We start from the raw sequence: 14,003 nt of genomic DNA, 5'->3' as shown, positions 1-14,003 counted from the left end.
CAGGCGGGGATCGGATGTTCTTTCAATATTCTTGCAGAAGATCGCGACAGCCGTTTATCGGCTGTCCGAAGGCGCGCCTTCGGAGCGATGTCGCGGCAGCGATTCGATCAGCTTGCGCACGGGCGCGGGCAGGCCGAGTGCGGCGGCCTCGTGCGGATGCAGCCAGCGCCGGTCGTCGCCGTCGCCGACCGCGTGCGCGAATTCGACGTCGAACGCGAGCGGCGTCACGTCGAGCTGGTAGTGGCTGAAACCGTGTACGAACGGCGGTAACGCGCTGAAGACGATCGCGTCCGCATCGAGCCGGCGAATATGCGCCACGGCATCACGTGCTGCGGTTTCGCTCGCCGCTTCGGGCAGACTCCATAGGCCGGCCCAGACGCCGCTAGGCCCGCGACGCTCGAGCAGCAGGCGGCCTTGCGTATCGCGCAGTACGAGCATGACAGTGCTGCGTGTGGGTCGCGCTTTCGCCGGCTTGCGTGCGGGCAACGCGGCGGTGAGGCCGTCGCGATACGCCGCGCAGTCGGGGTGCAGCGGACAATTCCCGCAGCGCGGTTTCGCGCGCGCGCATACGCCGGCGCCGAGATCCATGATCGCCTGTGTGTAATCGGCGACGCGTTCACTTGGTGTGTGTGCCTCGGCGAATTGCCAGAGACGATTCTCTGTGGCCTTTTCGCCGGGCCAGCCCGCGACGCCGTGAAAGCGCGCGAGCACGCGCTTGACGTTGCCGTCGAGAATGGCGCGACGGCGACCGTAAGCCTGGGCGAGGATCGCACCCGCGGTCGAGCGGCCGATGCCGGGCAGCGCGATCAACGCGTCGAAATCGTCCGGCAAGTCGCCGCCGTGAATGTCGTTGCAGATCCGCGCTGCGCGATGCAGATTGCGTGCGCGGCTGTAGTAGCCCAGTCCCGACCAGAGCGAGAATACCTCGTCCTCGGATGCCGCGGCCAGCTCTTTTATACTTTGCAACTTTTCCACAAAGCGCAGAAAGTACGGAACGACGGTCGCGACCTGGGTCTGCTGCAGCATGATTTCCGACAACCAGACGCGGTACGGCGTACGCGGATGCTGCCAGGGCAGGTCGTGACGGCCGTGCGCATCGAACCAGCGCAGCAGGCGCGGGGCGAAGTCGTCGCTCACGGCATCGCGGCGTCGCCGCTGCCGAGACTCGCCGGCAGCAGCGCGTCGACGAATGCGGCGGGCTCGAATTCGCGCAGATCCTCGGCGGTTTCGCCGAGGCCGACGTAGCGGATCGGCAGGCCGAATTCTTTGGCCAGCGCGAACACCACGCCACCCTTGGCGCTGCCGTCGAGCTTGGTGACGACGAGGCCGGTGACGCCGATCGCGGCGCGGAACTGACGCGTCTGATTGACCGCGTTCTGGCCCGTCGTGCCGTCGATCACGAGCAGCACTTCGTGTGGCGCCTCGGTGTCGAGTTTGCCGAGCACGCGGCGGATCTTGGCGAGTTCGTCCATCAGTCCGGACTGCGTATGCAGGCGCCCGGCCGTGTCGGCGATCAGGATATCGAGCTGTTTCGAGCGCGCGGATTGCAGCGCGTCGAAGATCACGCTGGCCGAATCGGCGCCCGAACCCTGTGCGATCACGGCGACTCCGTTGCGCTCGCCCCAGGTCTTCAACTGCTCGACCGCGGCGGCGCGGAAGGTGTCGCCCGCGGCGAGCACGACGCCGTGGCCCTGGGTCTGGAAGCGGCGCGCGAGTTTGCCGATCGTCGTAGTCTTGCCGACGCCGTTGACGCCGACCATCAGGATCACGAAAGGCTGTTTCGTTGCATCGATGCGCAGCGGCTGCGCGACCGGCACGAGCAACTCGACGAGTTCGCCGCGCAGCGCCGCGAGCATGGCATCGGCATCGGCGAATTCGCGCTTCGCCATGCGCTTGCGCAGGCCTTCGACGAGTGCCGTCGTCGCGGTCACGCCGACGTCGGCGCCGAGCAGCGCGGTTTCGAGTTCGTCGAGCAGCGCATCGTCGAGCTTCGGCTTGCGCGCGAACAGGCTGCCGATGCTGCGGTTGAATATGCTGCCGGCGAGACGCTCGCGCCAAGTCTTCTTGACGGGATTCGAGGGTAGGGAATCGGCATTCGCAACGACAAGCTCGGAACCGGCGGGCTCAATCGGCGCTGGAATTTCGATCGCATCCACGTCTGACGATCCGCTGTCCTCGCCATCCGAACCGATTTTCGTTTCTTCGGCCTCTTTGCCGGTGTCCGGATTGCGAGTTTCGAGGGCCGGGTCCCGATCTCCTTCGGTAGGTTTTTTCTTCCAGAACTTGAACATCTTCGCCACGAATTGAAAGACAATGACGCCATGCTACCACTCGCGCCGCCAGGGATTTTGGGTCGATGAAGCGCGCATCAAGTGCCCGCGGCCCGCTTGCGACGGCCGGCAAGCTGCGCATCGTCGGCGGCAGTCTGCGCGGATCGAAGCTCGCCGTGGCCGATGTTGAAGGTCTGCGGCCGACGCCCGACCGCGTGCGCGAGACCCTGTTCAACTGGCTGATGCCTTTCATCGATGGTGCGCGTTGCCTCGATCTTTATGCCGGCACCGGTGCGCTCGGCATCGAGGCGCTGTCGCGCGGCGCGGCCGAGGTCGATTTCGTCGAGCGCGATGTGCGCCTGGCGCAGACGCTGCGCGAGAATCTGGCGCGGCTCAAGCAGGAAACCGCCAGCGTGCGCAATGCCGACGCGCTGTCCGTGCTGGCCGAATCGCCGTCGCGCGCCTACGATCTCGTCTTCCTCGACCCGCCGTTCGCGCTCGATCTATGGGACGAATCGGCGCGACGGCTCGAAGCAAATGCGTGGCTGTCGGCGCACGCCCTGATCTACGTCGAATCGCCGTTCGAGCGGCCGCCCGAGCCGCCGCCGAGCTGGCAGTTGCATCGCGAGAACCGCGCCGGCGCGGTGCGCTATGCGCTGTATCGCCGATCGGCTAAGCTAACGCGCAGTTGACGCTTTCCAACGCCGGACGCGATTCATGTCGAACCACAGCATCCCCGCGGAGCGCGCGCGCATCGCGATCTATCCGGGCACGTTCGACCCGATTACCAACGGGCATGTCGATCTGGCTCTGCGTGCGTCGCCGGTGTTCGAGCGCATCATCGTCGCCGTCGCCGAGAGTCCGAACAAAGGCCCCGGTTTCAGCCTCGACGAGCGCATCGCGCTCGCGCGCGAGGCGCTCGCCGGGATCGCCAACGTCGAGGTGCGCGGCTTCTCGTCGCTGCTCGCGCATTTCGTCGAGGAAGCCGGCGCCGGCGTGATCCTGCGCGGCCTGCGCGCGGTGTCGGACTTCGAGTACGAATTCCAGCTCGCGAGCATGAACCGGCATCTGATTCCGCGCGCGGAAACCTTGTTCCTCACGCCCGCGGAGCAGTACAGTTTCATCTCGTCCTCGCTGGTGCGCGAAATCGCGCGCCTCGGCGGCGACGTATCCGGCTTCGTCCACCCAGCGGTGCAGCACGCGCTGCGCAAGCGCTGGGGCCACGCCTGAGAATTTTCATCGTAAGCAAAGCAACGGGAGATAAAATGAAAAAGTACACTTTTCGCATGATCGCAGCGCTCGCCGCCGTGCTGCTGCTCGCCGCCTGCGGGCCGAGCGAGGAGGAGAAGGCCAAGGCTGCCGAGGACGCCGCCAAGGCTGCAGCGCTGGCCAAGGAAACCGCAGCGCTGGTGATTCCGAAGGACACGATCGACAAGGCAGCCTGGGCGCCGTACTTCAAGGCGGTCGTCACCAAGTTCCTGCGCGAAAACTCGTCGACGGTGAAGACCAACCATCCGTACGTCTACTACATCCCGGCCGGCGACGACGATGCGGCCAAGGCCGATCGTCAGAACGGTCTCGACAACATCCAGACGACGGTGCAGCGCGGCGTGCTGCCGGGTGCGTTCATGGCCTTCGGCGGTCCGAACTCGACCTACACGGCCGACACGACGGTCGACGCGTTCAAAGACGCGAAGGACGGTTCGTTCAAGGGCGTGTTCATCCTGTTCATCGGCTCGACTGCCGACTCCGAGCGCGTCAAGCCGGCGATCGAACGCACCGGTGCGACTTATTACTTTGTCGAACTGAAGTAATTCGATCCCGCCGATATCGCGGCCACGGACGGCCGCCTTATGCTCTTGCTGTCAGCGATGACGGCCGAAGTGAGGACGCGCGGCACGGCCGCGCGTGAAGTTTTTCTTGTCACTGAAAATTCTCGATACCTGCGTCAACTGCGACGTCTGCGAGCCGGTCTGTCCGAACCAGGCGATCTCGCTGGGCGAGCTCATCTACGAGATCGCGCCCTCGCGCTGCACCGAATGCGTCGGCCACTACGACACGCCGCAGTGCGTCGACGTGTGCCCGGTCGAATGCATCATCGTCGATCCCGAGCATGCGGAATCGCAGGAAATCCTGCTTGAAAAATACCGTGCGCTGACCGCAGATCAAACGAACAAGCTGGAGGCGAACGATGCGTAACCGACACCTGTGTGTTTTTGCTCTTGCGCTGCTCGTCGCCGTCTCGGGCGCGTCGGCTGTTGAGCCCGCTTCGCCAGCGAAGCCGGGCCACGCGGCGATCGCCAGTGCGCACAAGCTTGCGACCGCGGCCGGCTTCGAGGCGCTCGCGCAGGGCGGCAACGCTTTCGACGCGGCCGTCGCGGTCGCGGCTGCGCTCTCGGTCGTCGAGCCGCAAAGCTCCGGCATCGGCGGCGGCGGCATGTTCCTGCTGCATCGGGCAAGCGACGGCAAGGACTTCTTCATCGATGCGCGCGAGACCGCGCCGGCCGCGGTCGATCCGAAAGACTATCTCGCCGCCAACGGCGATCTCGACAAAGACCATTCGCTCAACGGACCGTTGTCGGCCGCGATTCCGGGCGAGCCCGCAGGGCTGATCTGGCTGGCCGAGCACTACGGCAAATTGCCGCTGGCGAAGTCGATGGCTCCGGCGATCCGCATTGCACGAGAGGGCTTCGCGATCGACAAGCGTTTTGCCGACGAGGCCGGCTATCGCAAGGAAATCTTCGAGCGCTATGCCGCGTCGAAGGCGCTGTTCCTGCCGAACGGCGACGTGCCGAAGGCCGGCTGGGTTTTCAAGAATCCCGACGTCGCCGTCACGCTGGAACTGATCGCGAACAAAGGCTTCGACGGCTTCTATCGCGGCGAGTTTGCGCAGCGGCTGGTCGACGACGTGAAGAAGAACGGTGGCCGCTGGTCGCTTGAAGATCTTGCCAGCTACAAGGTCAAGGAGCGCGAGCCGATTTCGTTCGACTACCGCCCCGCGGGCACCGCCCAGACTTGGCGCATCGTCACCGCGCCGCCGCCGTCGTCGGGCGGCATCGCGATCCAGGAAATGCTCAATATTCTCTCGGGCTACGATCTCGGCAAGCTCGATCGCGCGCATCGCGTGCATCTGACCGTCGAAGCGATGCGCCGCGCTTATCGCGACCGCGCGCAATATCTCGGCGATCCCGATTTCGTCAAGATGCCGCTCAACGAACTGTCGAGTCCGCTCTATGCCGCCGGCTTGCGCGCGACGATTCATCCCGAGAAGGCGACGCCGAGCGATCTGCTGCCGCCGTACATGACGCCGCCGCAGGGGCCGCACACGACGCATTTCTCGATCATCGACAAGGACGGCAACCGCGTTTCGGCGACGCAGACGGTGAACTTCGTATTCGGTTCCGGCATGGTCGTTCCGGGCACGGGCTTCCTGCTCAACGACGAGATGGACGACTTCGCCCTCGTCGCCGGCAAGCCGAACGTCTATGGCGTGGTCGGCACCGATGCGAACGCGCCGGCCGCGGGCCGCCGGCCGCTGTCGTCGATGTCGCCGAGCTTCGTTGTCGGCGATGAGCGCGTCGGCGTGATCGGCACGCCGGGCGGCAGCCGCATCATCACGATGGTGCTCGAAGGCATCCTTGCTTTTATCGACGGCGAGACGCCGGAGAAATTCGTCGGCAACCGGCGTTATCACCATCAGTACATGCCCGATGTGATCTCGGCCGAGAAGAACGCTTTCACCGCCGACGAGGTGAAGGCGCTTGAGGCGATGGGGCACAAGGTCAGCGAATCCGAGCGCACCTGGGGCTTCATGAACGCGGTGAGCTGGGACCGCAAGACCGGCAATCTGCACGCCGGCACCGATCCGCGCCAGACCTCGGGCGGCGCGGAAGTAAAGTAGCGCCGTTCGGAAACTTCGACGGGCCATCGATATGCCGCGCAAACGCAAACAAACGGTTTCACCAGGCAGGATCGCGGCGATCGTCGTATTGATCCTGCTGATCATCGCCGCGGTCTGGGCATGGCAGCACCGCGCGCGCATGCAGTCGGTCGTATCGTCCGTCAGCAAGGAACTGCCGCTGCCGCCGCAGAATACCGGCACGCCACAGGCGAATCCCGACGCAGTGCCGACGCCGGCCAAGGTGAATGGCAAGCTGTCGGTCCGCCGGCCGGCGCGCGATGCCCAGCTCGGCGTTGCCGCCGACGCGCCGATCCTGTTGCGCGTGGTCGAGATGTATCAATGGCACGAGCGCTGCGAACTGACCGGCGGTTCGTGCGCGTACGAGGCGTCCTGGTCGTCGGGCCATGTCGATTCGAGCAAATTCCGCGTGCAAGCCGGACATCAGAATCCGCCGACGCCGTTCGCCGATGCGCGCTTCGTCGCGGGCGAAATCCGTCTCGGCGATCTGATCGTCGATCCGAAGCTGCTCGACGGGCAGGTCGCGGTCGACTTTCCGGTCAAGGCGAGTGCGCTGCCGCCCAATCTCGAAGCGACGTTCAGCGTCGTCAACGGGGCCCTCTATGCGGGCGGCGACGCCGCGCATCCGCAGGTCGGCACGGTGCGCGTGCGCTACCGCGTCGTGCCCGCGGGCGAGGTCGAGCTTTCCGGCGTACGCCGCGGCAACAAGCTCGAACTGAAGTAGTCCGCTATTCGCGGAACAGGGCTTCGCCGTGCTCGAGGAAATACAGGCCGGCGAACAGCTTCGGATCGATCGAGTAGCCTTCGCGCATTTTCTTCAGCAGCCAGCGCGGCGCCTCGCTGCGCGGGACTTCGTGCACGACGATGTCCTCGGTGTGGTCGCCGCCGCCCGCGTGCTCGCGCACGAGCCCGTAGGCGCGCACGAAGGCGATGATCTCGTTGCTCATGCCCGAGGACGACGGTCCTTCCATCAGATATTCGATGCGCGCTGCGCGATAGCCGGTTTCCTCGAGCAGCTCGCGTTCGGCGGCGATCGCGGCGGATTCATCGTGGCCGCCGGCGACGTCGCCGACCAGGCCGGCGGGCATCTCGATGGTCTTGCTGCGGATCGCTTCGCGCCACTGCTCGACGAAGAGAATGCAGTCCCGATCTGTGACCGCCACGATGATGACGGCGCCGCCGGGGTTGGTGCGCTCGGCGTATTCCCAGCGCCCGCGCTTGAGCAGGCGCAGCCAGCGGCCGTTGCAAAGGACTTCGGTTTGCGTCATCTTGTGCAGTTCTCCGGACATTTTTAGCGGTTCTGCGACGAACTTCGCCGCCGCCGTACGGTCTCAGCGCGGTTCCGGCTTCGCCGCCGTGCGCTCGCCGCCCAGCCTCCGATCGCTTTTATCAAGATACTTATGAAAACAAAATACTATTCCCTGATTATTGCGTTTGCCCTCGGCGCCTGTTCGAACCAGCCCGGCTCGGATCCGGCCAAGGAAGCCGCGCCGGCCCCGGCCGCCGCCGCGCCTGCGCAGCAGGCTGCGGCCGAACAGCCGGCCAAGCCGCAGACGCCGGAGGAAGCGGCGAAGGCCGAAATAATCAACAAGGCGAAGGCGCTGACGAAAGAAGAGATCATGCAGTCGCGTGATCCGAATTCGTTGGGCAAGCTCGGCCAGATTTATGCCGAAGCGGGCGAGCCGGAGCGGTTCATCTGGACGCTCGAACGTCTGACTCAACTGTTTCCCAATTCCGGCAATTTGCGTCTGCAGCTTGCGATGGCTTACGCCGGATCGGACGAGAAGACGCCGACCTATGACACGCTGCTGCGCCTGATTAATCAGGGCTACTACTACGACATCGCGAAGGATCCGCGCTTCGACGGTGCGCACGGCACGAAGGTATGGGACTACATCGTGCAGACCTTCGAGAACAACAACAAGCCGTTCGGCGAAGGCAAGGTGGCTTTCGATCTGCCCAAGGGTGACAGTCTGTTCGAGTCGATCGCGTGGGATCCGAAGCGCAAGCAATTTCTCGTGGGCAGCGTACGCGACGGTGGAATCTACCTTGCCGACGGCAAGGGCGGCGTGAAGGAATTCATCAAGGCCGATGAGGCGAATGGTTTGATGGCCGTGTTCGGTCTCGCAGTCGATGCCGAGCATGATCGCGTGTATGCGATCAGCAACGGCGTGGCTCATTTCGACCACTTCAGTGCGGACCTTGCCGGCAAGGCGGGCGTGTACGAATTCGCGCTGTCGAGCGGAAAGTTTGTGCGTAAGGCACTGCTGCCCGTAGAGGACGGCAGGCACATCCTGTCGAGCATCACGGTTGACGCGAAGGGCAAGGTTTACGTCGCCGACGGCGTTGTTGAGCAGATCTACAAGTACGATGGCGGAGAGTTGAAGCTGGTCGCCGGCAATCCCGCGCTGAGCGGCATCCGCGGCATCGCCGTGTCGGGCGATGGTCGTACGCTGTATTTCGCCGACGTTGCGCTCGGCCTGTTCGGTATCGATCTGGCTCAGGGCAAGCCGTTCTCGCTCAACTACAATCAGGACCGCATGACGCTAGGCGGTATCGACGGCCTGGTCTGGTACGACGGCACCCTCGTCGCGATCCAGAACGACATTACGCCGAAGCGCGTGATGCGCTTCAAACTGTCCGACGACGGCCGCAGCATTGTCGATGCGCAGCCGCTCGATGCGGCACAAGAGGCGTTCGGGCTGCCGACGGTCGGTGCCGTGTCGGGCAACGATCTGTACTTCATCGCCAATAGCCAGAAGGCGCTCTACAACGACCTCGGCGTGCTGACCGATGCGGCCAAGCTCGAGCCGGTGCATATCTTCCGCACCAACATGCGCTATGCCTGGGACAAGAAGCTGCCGCAGATGGCGCCGCCGCGCAAAATCACCCCGGAGGAGCTGCAGAAAATGCGCACGACTCCGCCCAAAGGCGTCGTGCCGCAGTCCGACGACGACGCGACCAAGACGCAGCAGCCGGCTCCGCCCGCGCAGGGAAATCCCTAACGGGAGCCTGTTGCCGCGCGCCGCTTAAGCGGCCGCGGCCGCTGGCACGAGCTGCCGGCAACGCGACCGCGTGAGCGGGCCGAAGCGCAGCCGGTCGAACAGCGCGTCGAGCGCGGTGTGGTCGGGGATGCGCCAGCGCAGTGCCTCGACGCGGTCGGGAATCGGCGCATCCAGTACGATCGCTGACAGGCGCTGCGAGAGCAGCGCCTGGTCGCGATGGGCCTTGATCTTCGCGTAGACCTGGGCAGCACCGCGCAGGCGCAGATAGGGCACTTCCTCGATGCGCGTCAGCAGGGCGTCGAGCGTACCGAAATGCGCGAGCAGGGTCGCGGCGGTCTTTGGGCCTACGCCCGGCACGCCCGGAATATTGTCGACCGCGTCGCCGGTCAGGGCGAGATAGTCGACGACCTGATCCGGCCGCACGCCGAGGCGCTGTTTGACGCCCTGGGCATCCCAGCGCTCGTTCTTCGAGAAGTCCCACTGTTCGTCGTGCAGGCCGACTAGCTGGCCGAAATCCTTGTCGGCGGAAACGATCACGCTGCGGAAATTTTCCTTGCGCGACATCTCGACCGCGCTGCCGATCAAATCGTCGGCTTCGTACTGCTCGTCGGCCAGCACGGTCAATCCGAGCGCGGCGGCGACCTGTTTGCAGTAGGCGAACTGCACTTTCAGCTCCGGCGGCGGCAGCTCGCGGTTGGCCTTGTACTCCGGATAGATGCCGTTGCGAAACGATGAGACCAGCGATTCGTCGAACGCGGCGAGCACGTGCGTCGGCCGCACGCGCTCGAGGAAGTCGCAGAGAAAGCGCGTGTAGCCTTGCACCGCATTGACCGGCGCACCGTCGACGTCATGGAATTCGTCGGGCAGCGAATGCCAGGCGCGGAAGACGTAGAGGCTCGAATCGATCAGGTGGACGGTTTGCATGGTTTGGAGCATGAGCGGTGAGAAGTGAGCGGTGAGTGGTGAGCGGGAAGAGCCAAGAGCCTTCTGCCATCGCGTGCATTATGCTCTTTACCGCTTACCGCTTACCGCTTACCGCTTCCTCTATAACTTCAATTCACTGACGACATCCGCAAGCACCGGCCGCGGCCCGTCGACCGCAGGCCTCTGCGCGGTGCCGATGTGAACGAAACCGATCACGTGTTCGTCGGCAGCCAAGCCGAGCAGCGACGCGGCGTCGCGGTCGTACGCCGCCCAGCCGGTCAGCCATTGCGCGCCGTAGCCGAGCGCCTGTGCGCCGAGTAGCAGGTTGTAGGCGACGCTGCCCGTGGACAGGATTTGTTCCTGCGCCGGGACTTTCTTGTGCGCCTCGTCCACGCGTGCGATCACGCAGACGATCAGCGGCGCGAAGTTGTAGCGTTCGCGGTCTTTGTCGAAAGCGGCTTCGGGTGCGTCGGGTTCGATGCGGCGATGGATCGCGGCGAGGGCCTCGCCGAGTTTCGCGCGCGTTTCGCCGCGAATCAGCAGCAGGCGCGTTGGCATCAGTTTGCCGTGATCGGGTGCGCGCAGTGCCGCGGTCAGCAGTTGTTCGAGTTGCTCGGCAGACGGCGCCGGCTCGCCGAGCTGGCGTGAAGGGACGGATAGACGGCTATTCAGAAAATCGAGTGCGGACATACGGATAGGAAAACCAACTGGGCGTCGCAGAATAGCATCGCGCCGCGATTACGGCGGAAACGGTTTCGCCAAAGGCGTGCCTGCGCAGAGGCTCGGGAACCGCGCGGACCGCCCGTCGGCGAATTGCGGAGTCCGAGATCAATAGGGAGTCTGCTCTGCGCCCAGGCGCTAGGCCGCTCGATTGCGGGCGGCATTTCTCTCTGTCGTTGGCGCCGCGATCTTCGCGGCGCCCATTGGCGCGCGCGGCGAAGCTCGGCTAGGATTGGGTTTCAGTACCCATCGGGGATTTGCGCATGAGCATCACGATCAGCACGGTACGCGAGACCGTGCCGGGCGAGCGCCGCGTCGCGTTGACGCCGGACGTGGCGAAGAAGCTGAAGGCCAAGCAGGTCAATCTCGTGATCGAGCACGGTGCCGGTACGCTGGCGAGCTTTCCCGATGCGACCTACAAGGACGTCGAAATCGCTGCCGATGCGCACGCCGCGCTGGCCAAGGCCGATGTGCTGCTGACCGTACAGCCGCCGACGCTCGAAGAAATCGCCGCGCTCAAGCCCGGCACGGTGACGATCGGCTATCTGCAGCCGCATCTCGCGCCGGAGCGAATCAAAGCGCTGCGCGACGCGAAGATCACCAGTTTCGCGATGGAACTCCTGCCGCGCACCACGCGTGCGCAGGCGATGGACGTGCTGTCCTCGCAGGCCAACATCGCCGGCTACAAGGCCGTGCTGATTGCGGCCGAGGCGAGCCCGAAATTTTTCCCGATGCTGACGACCGCGGCCGGCACGGTGCGGCCGTCGAAGGCGCTGATCGTCGGCGCCGGCGTGGCCGGCCTGCAGGCGATCGCGACCGCGCGCCGCCTCGGCGCCCAGGTCGAAGGCTTCGACGTGCGCCCCGAGACCAAGGAGCAGATCCAGTCGCTCGGCGCCAAATACGTCGAACTCGGTGTCAGCGCCGCCGGAGCCGGCGGCTATGCGCGCGAGCTCAGTGCGGAGGAACGCGCCCAGCAGCAGGCCGCGCTGGCCGAGCACATCAAGGGCGTCGACGTGATCGTCACCACTGCGGCGGTGCCGGGGCGCAAGGCGCCGCGCATCATCACCGCGGACATGGTCAAGGGCATGAAACCCGGTTCGGTCATCGTCGACATCGCCGCGGAGACCGGCGGCAACTGCGAACTGACCGAAGCCGGCAAGACCATCGTGACCGACAACGGCGTGACCATCATCGGCCCGGTCAATCTCGCCGCGACCGCGCCGATCCACGCGAGCGAGCTGTACGCGAAGAACCTCTACAACTTCCTCGAACTGTCGATCGGCAAGGACGGCGACCTCAACCTCGACTGGACCGACGAGTTGATCGCCAAAACCTGCGTCACCCATGCAGGCGAAATCAAACACGAGCCGACCAAGCAACTGGTAGAAGGAGTGCAGTCATGATCGACGGATTTCTCGCCCTGTACCTGTTCATGCTTGCCGCGTTCACCGGCCACGAGATCATCTCGCGCGTGCCGGTGATCCTGCATACGCCGCTGATGTCGGGCTCGAACTTCGTTCATGGCATCGTGCTCGTCGGCGCGATGATCGCGCTCGGCGAAGCGACGACGCCGCTGCAGCAGATCATCGGCTTCATCGGCGTGTTCCTCGGCGCGGGCAACGCGGCCGGCGGCTACGTGGTCACCGAGCGCATGCTCGAAATGTTCAAGTCGTCGAAGAAGCCGGCGGCGGGCGGGGAGAACAAGTGATGCAAACCGCGCAGATCGTTTCGTTCCTGATCCAGGCGAGCTACTTCGTCGCCGCGGTGCTGCTGATCCTCGGCATCAAGCGCATGTCCTCGCCGGTGACCGCGCGCAGCGGCATCCAGTGGGCCGGCATCGGCGTGCTCGTCGCGGTCGTCGCCACCTTTTTCCATAGCGGCAAGCCGGGCCATGTTCTGATCGAGAACGCGGCGCTGATCTTCGTTGCGATCGCATTGTCGACCGCGATCGCCTGGGTCTGGGGCAAGAAGGTCGCGATGACCGACATGCCGCAGATGGTCGCGCTGTACAACGGCATGGGCGGCGGCTCGGCGGCGGCGATCGGTGCGAGCGTGCTGCTCGACGCGGCGATGTCGAACAATCCCGAGCACGCCCTGACGATGACGCAGGCTTTGCTTGCGGTGATCGGCGCCTTGATCGGCTCGATCTCGCTGACCGGCTCGGTCATCGCCTGGGCCAAGCTCGACGGGCGTATGGACAAGACTTTCCGCTTCAGCGGTCAGCAGGTCGTCAACGGCGCCTGCTTCCTCGCCGCGGCGCTGATCGGCCTGTACGCCGTGTGGCATCTCGAAACCCAGTGGGTCGTGCTGTTCTTCGCGCTCGCCTTGACCTTCGGTGTGCTGATGACCCTGCCGATCGGCGGCGCCGACATGCCGGTCGTGATCTCACTCTACAACGCGTTCACCGGCCTGGCGGTCGGCTTCGAGGGCTACGTGCAGGGCAATATCGCGCTGATCATTGCCGGTACCGTGGTCGGTGCCGCGGGCACCTTGCTGACGCGGCTGATGGCCAAGGCAATGAACCGCTCGATCAGCAACGTGCTGTTCTCCAACTTCGGCGGCGGCGGTGGCAGCGCACAGGACATCAAGGGTTCGCTCAAGCCGATCGAAGCCGACGATGCGGCATCGCTGCTCTACATGGCCGACAACGTCATCATCGTGCCGGGTTACGGCATGGCCGTGGCGCAGGCCCAGCACAAGATCTGGGAGCTATCGAAGAACCTGATCGATCGCGGCAAGAGCGTGAAGTTCGCGATCCACCCCGTCGCGGGCCGCATGCCCGGCCACATGAACGTGCTGCTCGCCGAAGCCGGCGTGCCTTACGACCTGATCGCCGACATGGACGACATCAATCCGGAATTCCCGAACTGCGACGTCGCGATCGTGATCGGCGCGAACGACGTGGTCAATCCGGTCGCGAAAACCGACAAATCATCGCCGATCTACGGCATGCCGATTCTCGACGTCGCCAACGCCAAGCAGGTCATCGTGATCAAGCGCGGCAAGGGCACCGGCTTCGCCGGCATCGAGAACGCGCTGTTCTACCAGGACAACACGCGCATGCTCTACGCGGACGGCCAGGACGCTGCGAACAAGTTGATCGCGGGGCTCAAGGCGGTCGATGGGGGCGGTGGGCACTAAGGATTTTCAACAACCAACAGGGGA

The 14,003-nt window shown here is 64.8% G+C and carries 15 protein-coding genes; 10 read left to right on the top strand and 5 right to left on the bottom strand.

Annotation, left to right across the window (positions count from 1 at the left end):
• Window positions 1-54: 54 nt before the first annotated feature.
• Together mutY and ftsY are read right to left on the bottom strand one after the other, a co-directional pair.
• Window positions 55-1,137, bottom strand: a complete 1,083-nt coding sequence (gene mutY, locus FFS30_RS03545; RefSeq protein ID WP_137911721.1) for an A/G-specific adenine glycosylase — start codon at window positions 1,135-1,137, stop codon at window positions 55-57.
• Window positions 1,134-2,291: a signal recognition particle-docking protein FtsY gene (gene ftsY / locus FFS30_RS03540; RefSeq protein WP_137911720.1), complete on the bottom strand. Its 1,158-nt coding sequence runs from the start codon at window positions 2,289-2,291 to the stop codon at window positions 1,134-1,136. Before ftsY ends, mutY begins: the two co-directional genes overlap by 4 nt.
• Before the next feature lie 65 nt (window positions 2,292-2,356).
• Here ftsY and rsmD point away from each other — a divergent pair, with 65 nt between their 5' ends.
• From rsmD to FFS30_RS03510, 6 genes are all read left to right on the top strand, one after another.
• A complete protein-coding gene (rsmD, locus tag FFS30_RS03535; protein WP_137911719.1) occupies window positions 2,357-2,962 on the top strand; it encodes a 16S rRNA (guanine(966)-N(2))-methyltransferase RsmD in 606 nt (201 codons plus the stop codon).
• Window positions 2,963-2,987: 25 nt separating this feature from the next.
• Window positions 2,988-3,500 (top strand): pantetheine-phosphate adenylyltransferase, encoded by a 513-nt coding sequence (gene coaD / locus FFS30_RS03530; RefSeq protein ID WP_137911718.1) that lies wholly within the window; start codon window positions 2,988-2,990, stop codon window positions 3,498-3,500.
• Between the two features lie 35 nt (window positions 3,501-3,535).
• On the top strand, window positions 3,536-4,084 hold the full coding sequence (locus tag FFS30_RS03525; RefSeq protein WP_137911717.1) for a hypothetical protein: 549 nt from the start codon (window positions 3,536-3,538) through the stop codon (window positions 4,082-4,084).
• 106 nt (window positions 4,085-4,190) lie between these two features.
• Window positions 4,191-4,469: a YfhL family 4Fe-4S dicluster ferredoxin gene (locus FFS30_RS03520; protein WP_137911716.1), complete on the top strand. Its 279-nt coding sequence runs from the start codon at window positions 4,191-4,193 to the stop codon at window positions 4,467-4,469.
• Window positions 4,462-6,171, top strand: coding sequence for a gamma-glutamyltransferase (gene ggt / locus FFS30_RS03515; RefSeq protein WP_137911715.1), 1,710 nt, complete (start codon window positions 4,462-4,464; stop codon window positions 6,169-6,171). Before FFS30_RS03520 ends, ggt begins: the two co-directional genes overlap by 8 nt.
• A 31-nt stretch (window positions 6,172-6,202) precedes the next feature.
• Window positions 6,203-6,913 (top strand): TMEM43 family protein, encoded by a 711-nt coding sequence (locus FFS30_RS03510; protein ID WP_137911714.1) that lies wholly within the window; start codon window positions 6,203-6,205, stop codon window positions 6,911-6,913.
• A gap of 4 nt (window positions 6,914-6,917) precedes the next feature.
• On the opposite strand, the gene FFS30_RS03505 is transcribed toward FFS30_RS03510, so the two are convergent.
• Window positions 6,918-7,457 (bottom strand): NUDIX hydrolase, encoded by a 540-nt coding sequence (locus FFS30_RS03505; RefSeq protein ID WP_137911713.1) that lies wholly within the window; start codon window positions 7,455-7,457, stop codon window positions 6,918-6,920.
• 132 nt (window positions 7,458-7,589) lie between these two features.
• Here FFS30_RS03505 and FFS30_RS03500 point away from each other — a divergent pair, with 132 nt between their 5' ends.
• Window positions 7,590-9,194, top strand: coding sequence for a hypothetical protein (locus FFS30_RS03500; protein WP_137911712.1), 1,605 nt, complete (start codon window positions 7,590-7,592; stop codon window positions 9,192-9,194).
• 24 nt (window positions 9,195-9,218) lie between these two features.
• Here the strand turns inward: FFS30_RS03500 and FFS30_RS03495 are convergent, their stop codons facing one another.
• Window positions 9,219-10,118 carry a 5'-3' exonuclease H3TH domain-containing protein gene (locus FFS30_RS03495; protein ID WP_249352144.1) on the bottom strand — a complete coding sequence of 300 codons (900 nt, stop codon included), beginning with the start codon at window positions 10,116-10,118 and terminating at the stop codon, window positions 9,219-9,221.
• Window positions 10,119-10,238: 120 nt separating this feature from the next.
• Complete coding sequence (locus tag FFS30_RS03490; protein ID WP_137911710.1) at window positions 10,239-10,808, bottom strand: nitroreductase; 570 nt, start codon at window positions 10,806-10,808, stop codon at window positions 10,239-10,241.
• A gap of 293 nt (window positions 10,809-11,101) precedes the next feature.
• On the opposite strand from FFS30_RS03490, the gene FFS30_RS03485 reads away from it, so the two are divergent.
• Genes FFS30_RS03485 through FFS30_RS03475 form a run of 3 tightly spaced genes read left to right on the top strand, consistent with a single transcriptional unit; the run spans window position 11,102 to window position 13,979 of the window.
• Entirely contained in the window at window positions 11,102-12,241 is a 1,140-nt protein-coding gene (locus FFS30_RS03485; RefSeq protein ID WP_137911709.1) for a Re/Si-specific NAD(P)(+) transhydrogenase subunit alpha, read from the top strand.
• Window positions 12,238-12,546: an NAD(P) transhydrogenase subunit alpha gene (locus FFS30_RS03480; RefSeq protein WP_137911708.1), complete on the top strand. Its 309-nt coding sequence runs from the start codon at window positions 12,238-12,240 to the stop codon at window positions 12,544-12,546. The genes FFS30_RS03485 and FFS30_RS03480 overlap by 4 nt, the downstream gene beginning before the upstream one ends.
• Complete coding sequence (locus FFS30_RS03475; protein WP_137911707.1) at window positions 12,546-13,979, top strand: NAD(P)(+) transhydrogenase (Re/Si-specific) subunit beta; 1,434 nt, start codon at window positions 12,546-12,548, stop codon at window positions 13,977-13,979. The genes FFS30_RS03480 and FFS30_RS03475 overlap by 1 nt, the downstream gene beginning before the upstream one ends.
• Window positions 13,980-14,003: the final 24 nt, after the last annotated feature.

The organism is Rudaea sp. 3F27F6 (genome assembly GCF_005503555.1).
Lineage (GTDB): Bacteria > Pseudomonadota > Gammaproteobacteria > Xanthomonadales > Rhodanobacteraceae > Rudaea.
Note: the sequence above shows the minus strand (reverse complement) of the source record. Positions and strands in the feature narration are given on the sequence as shown.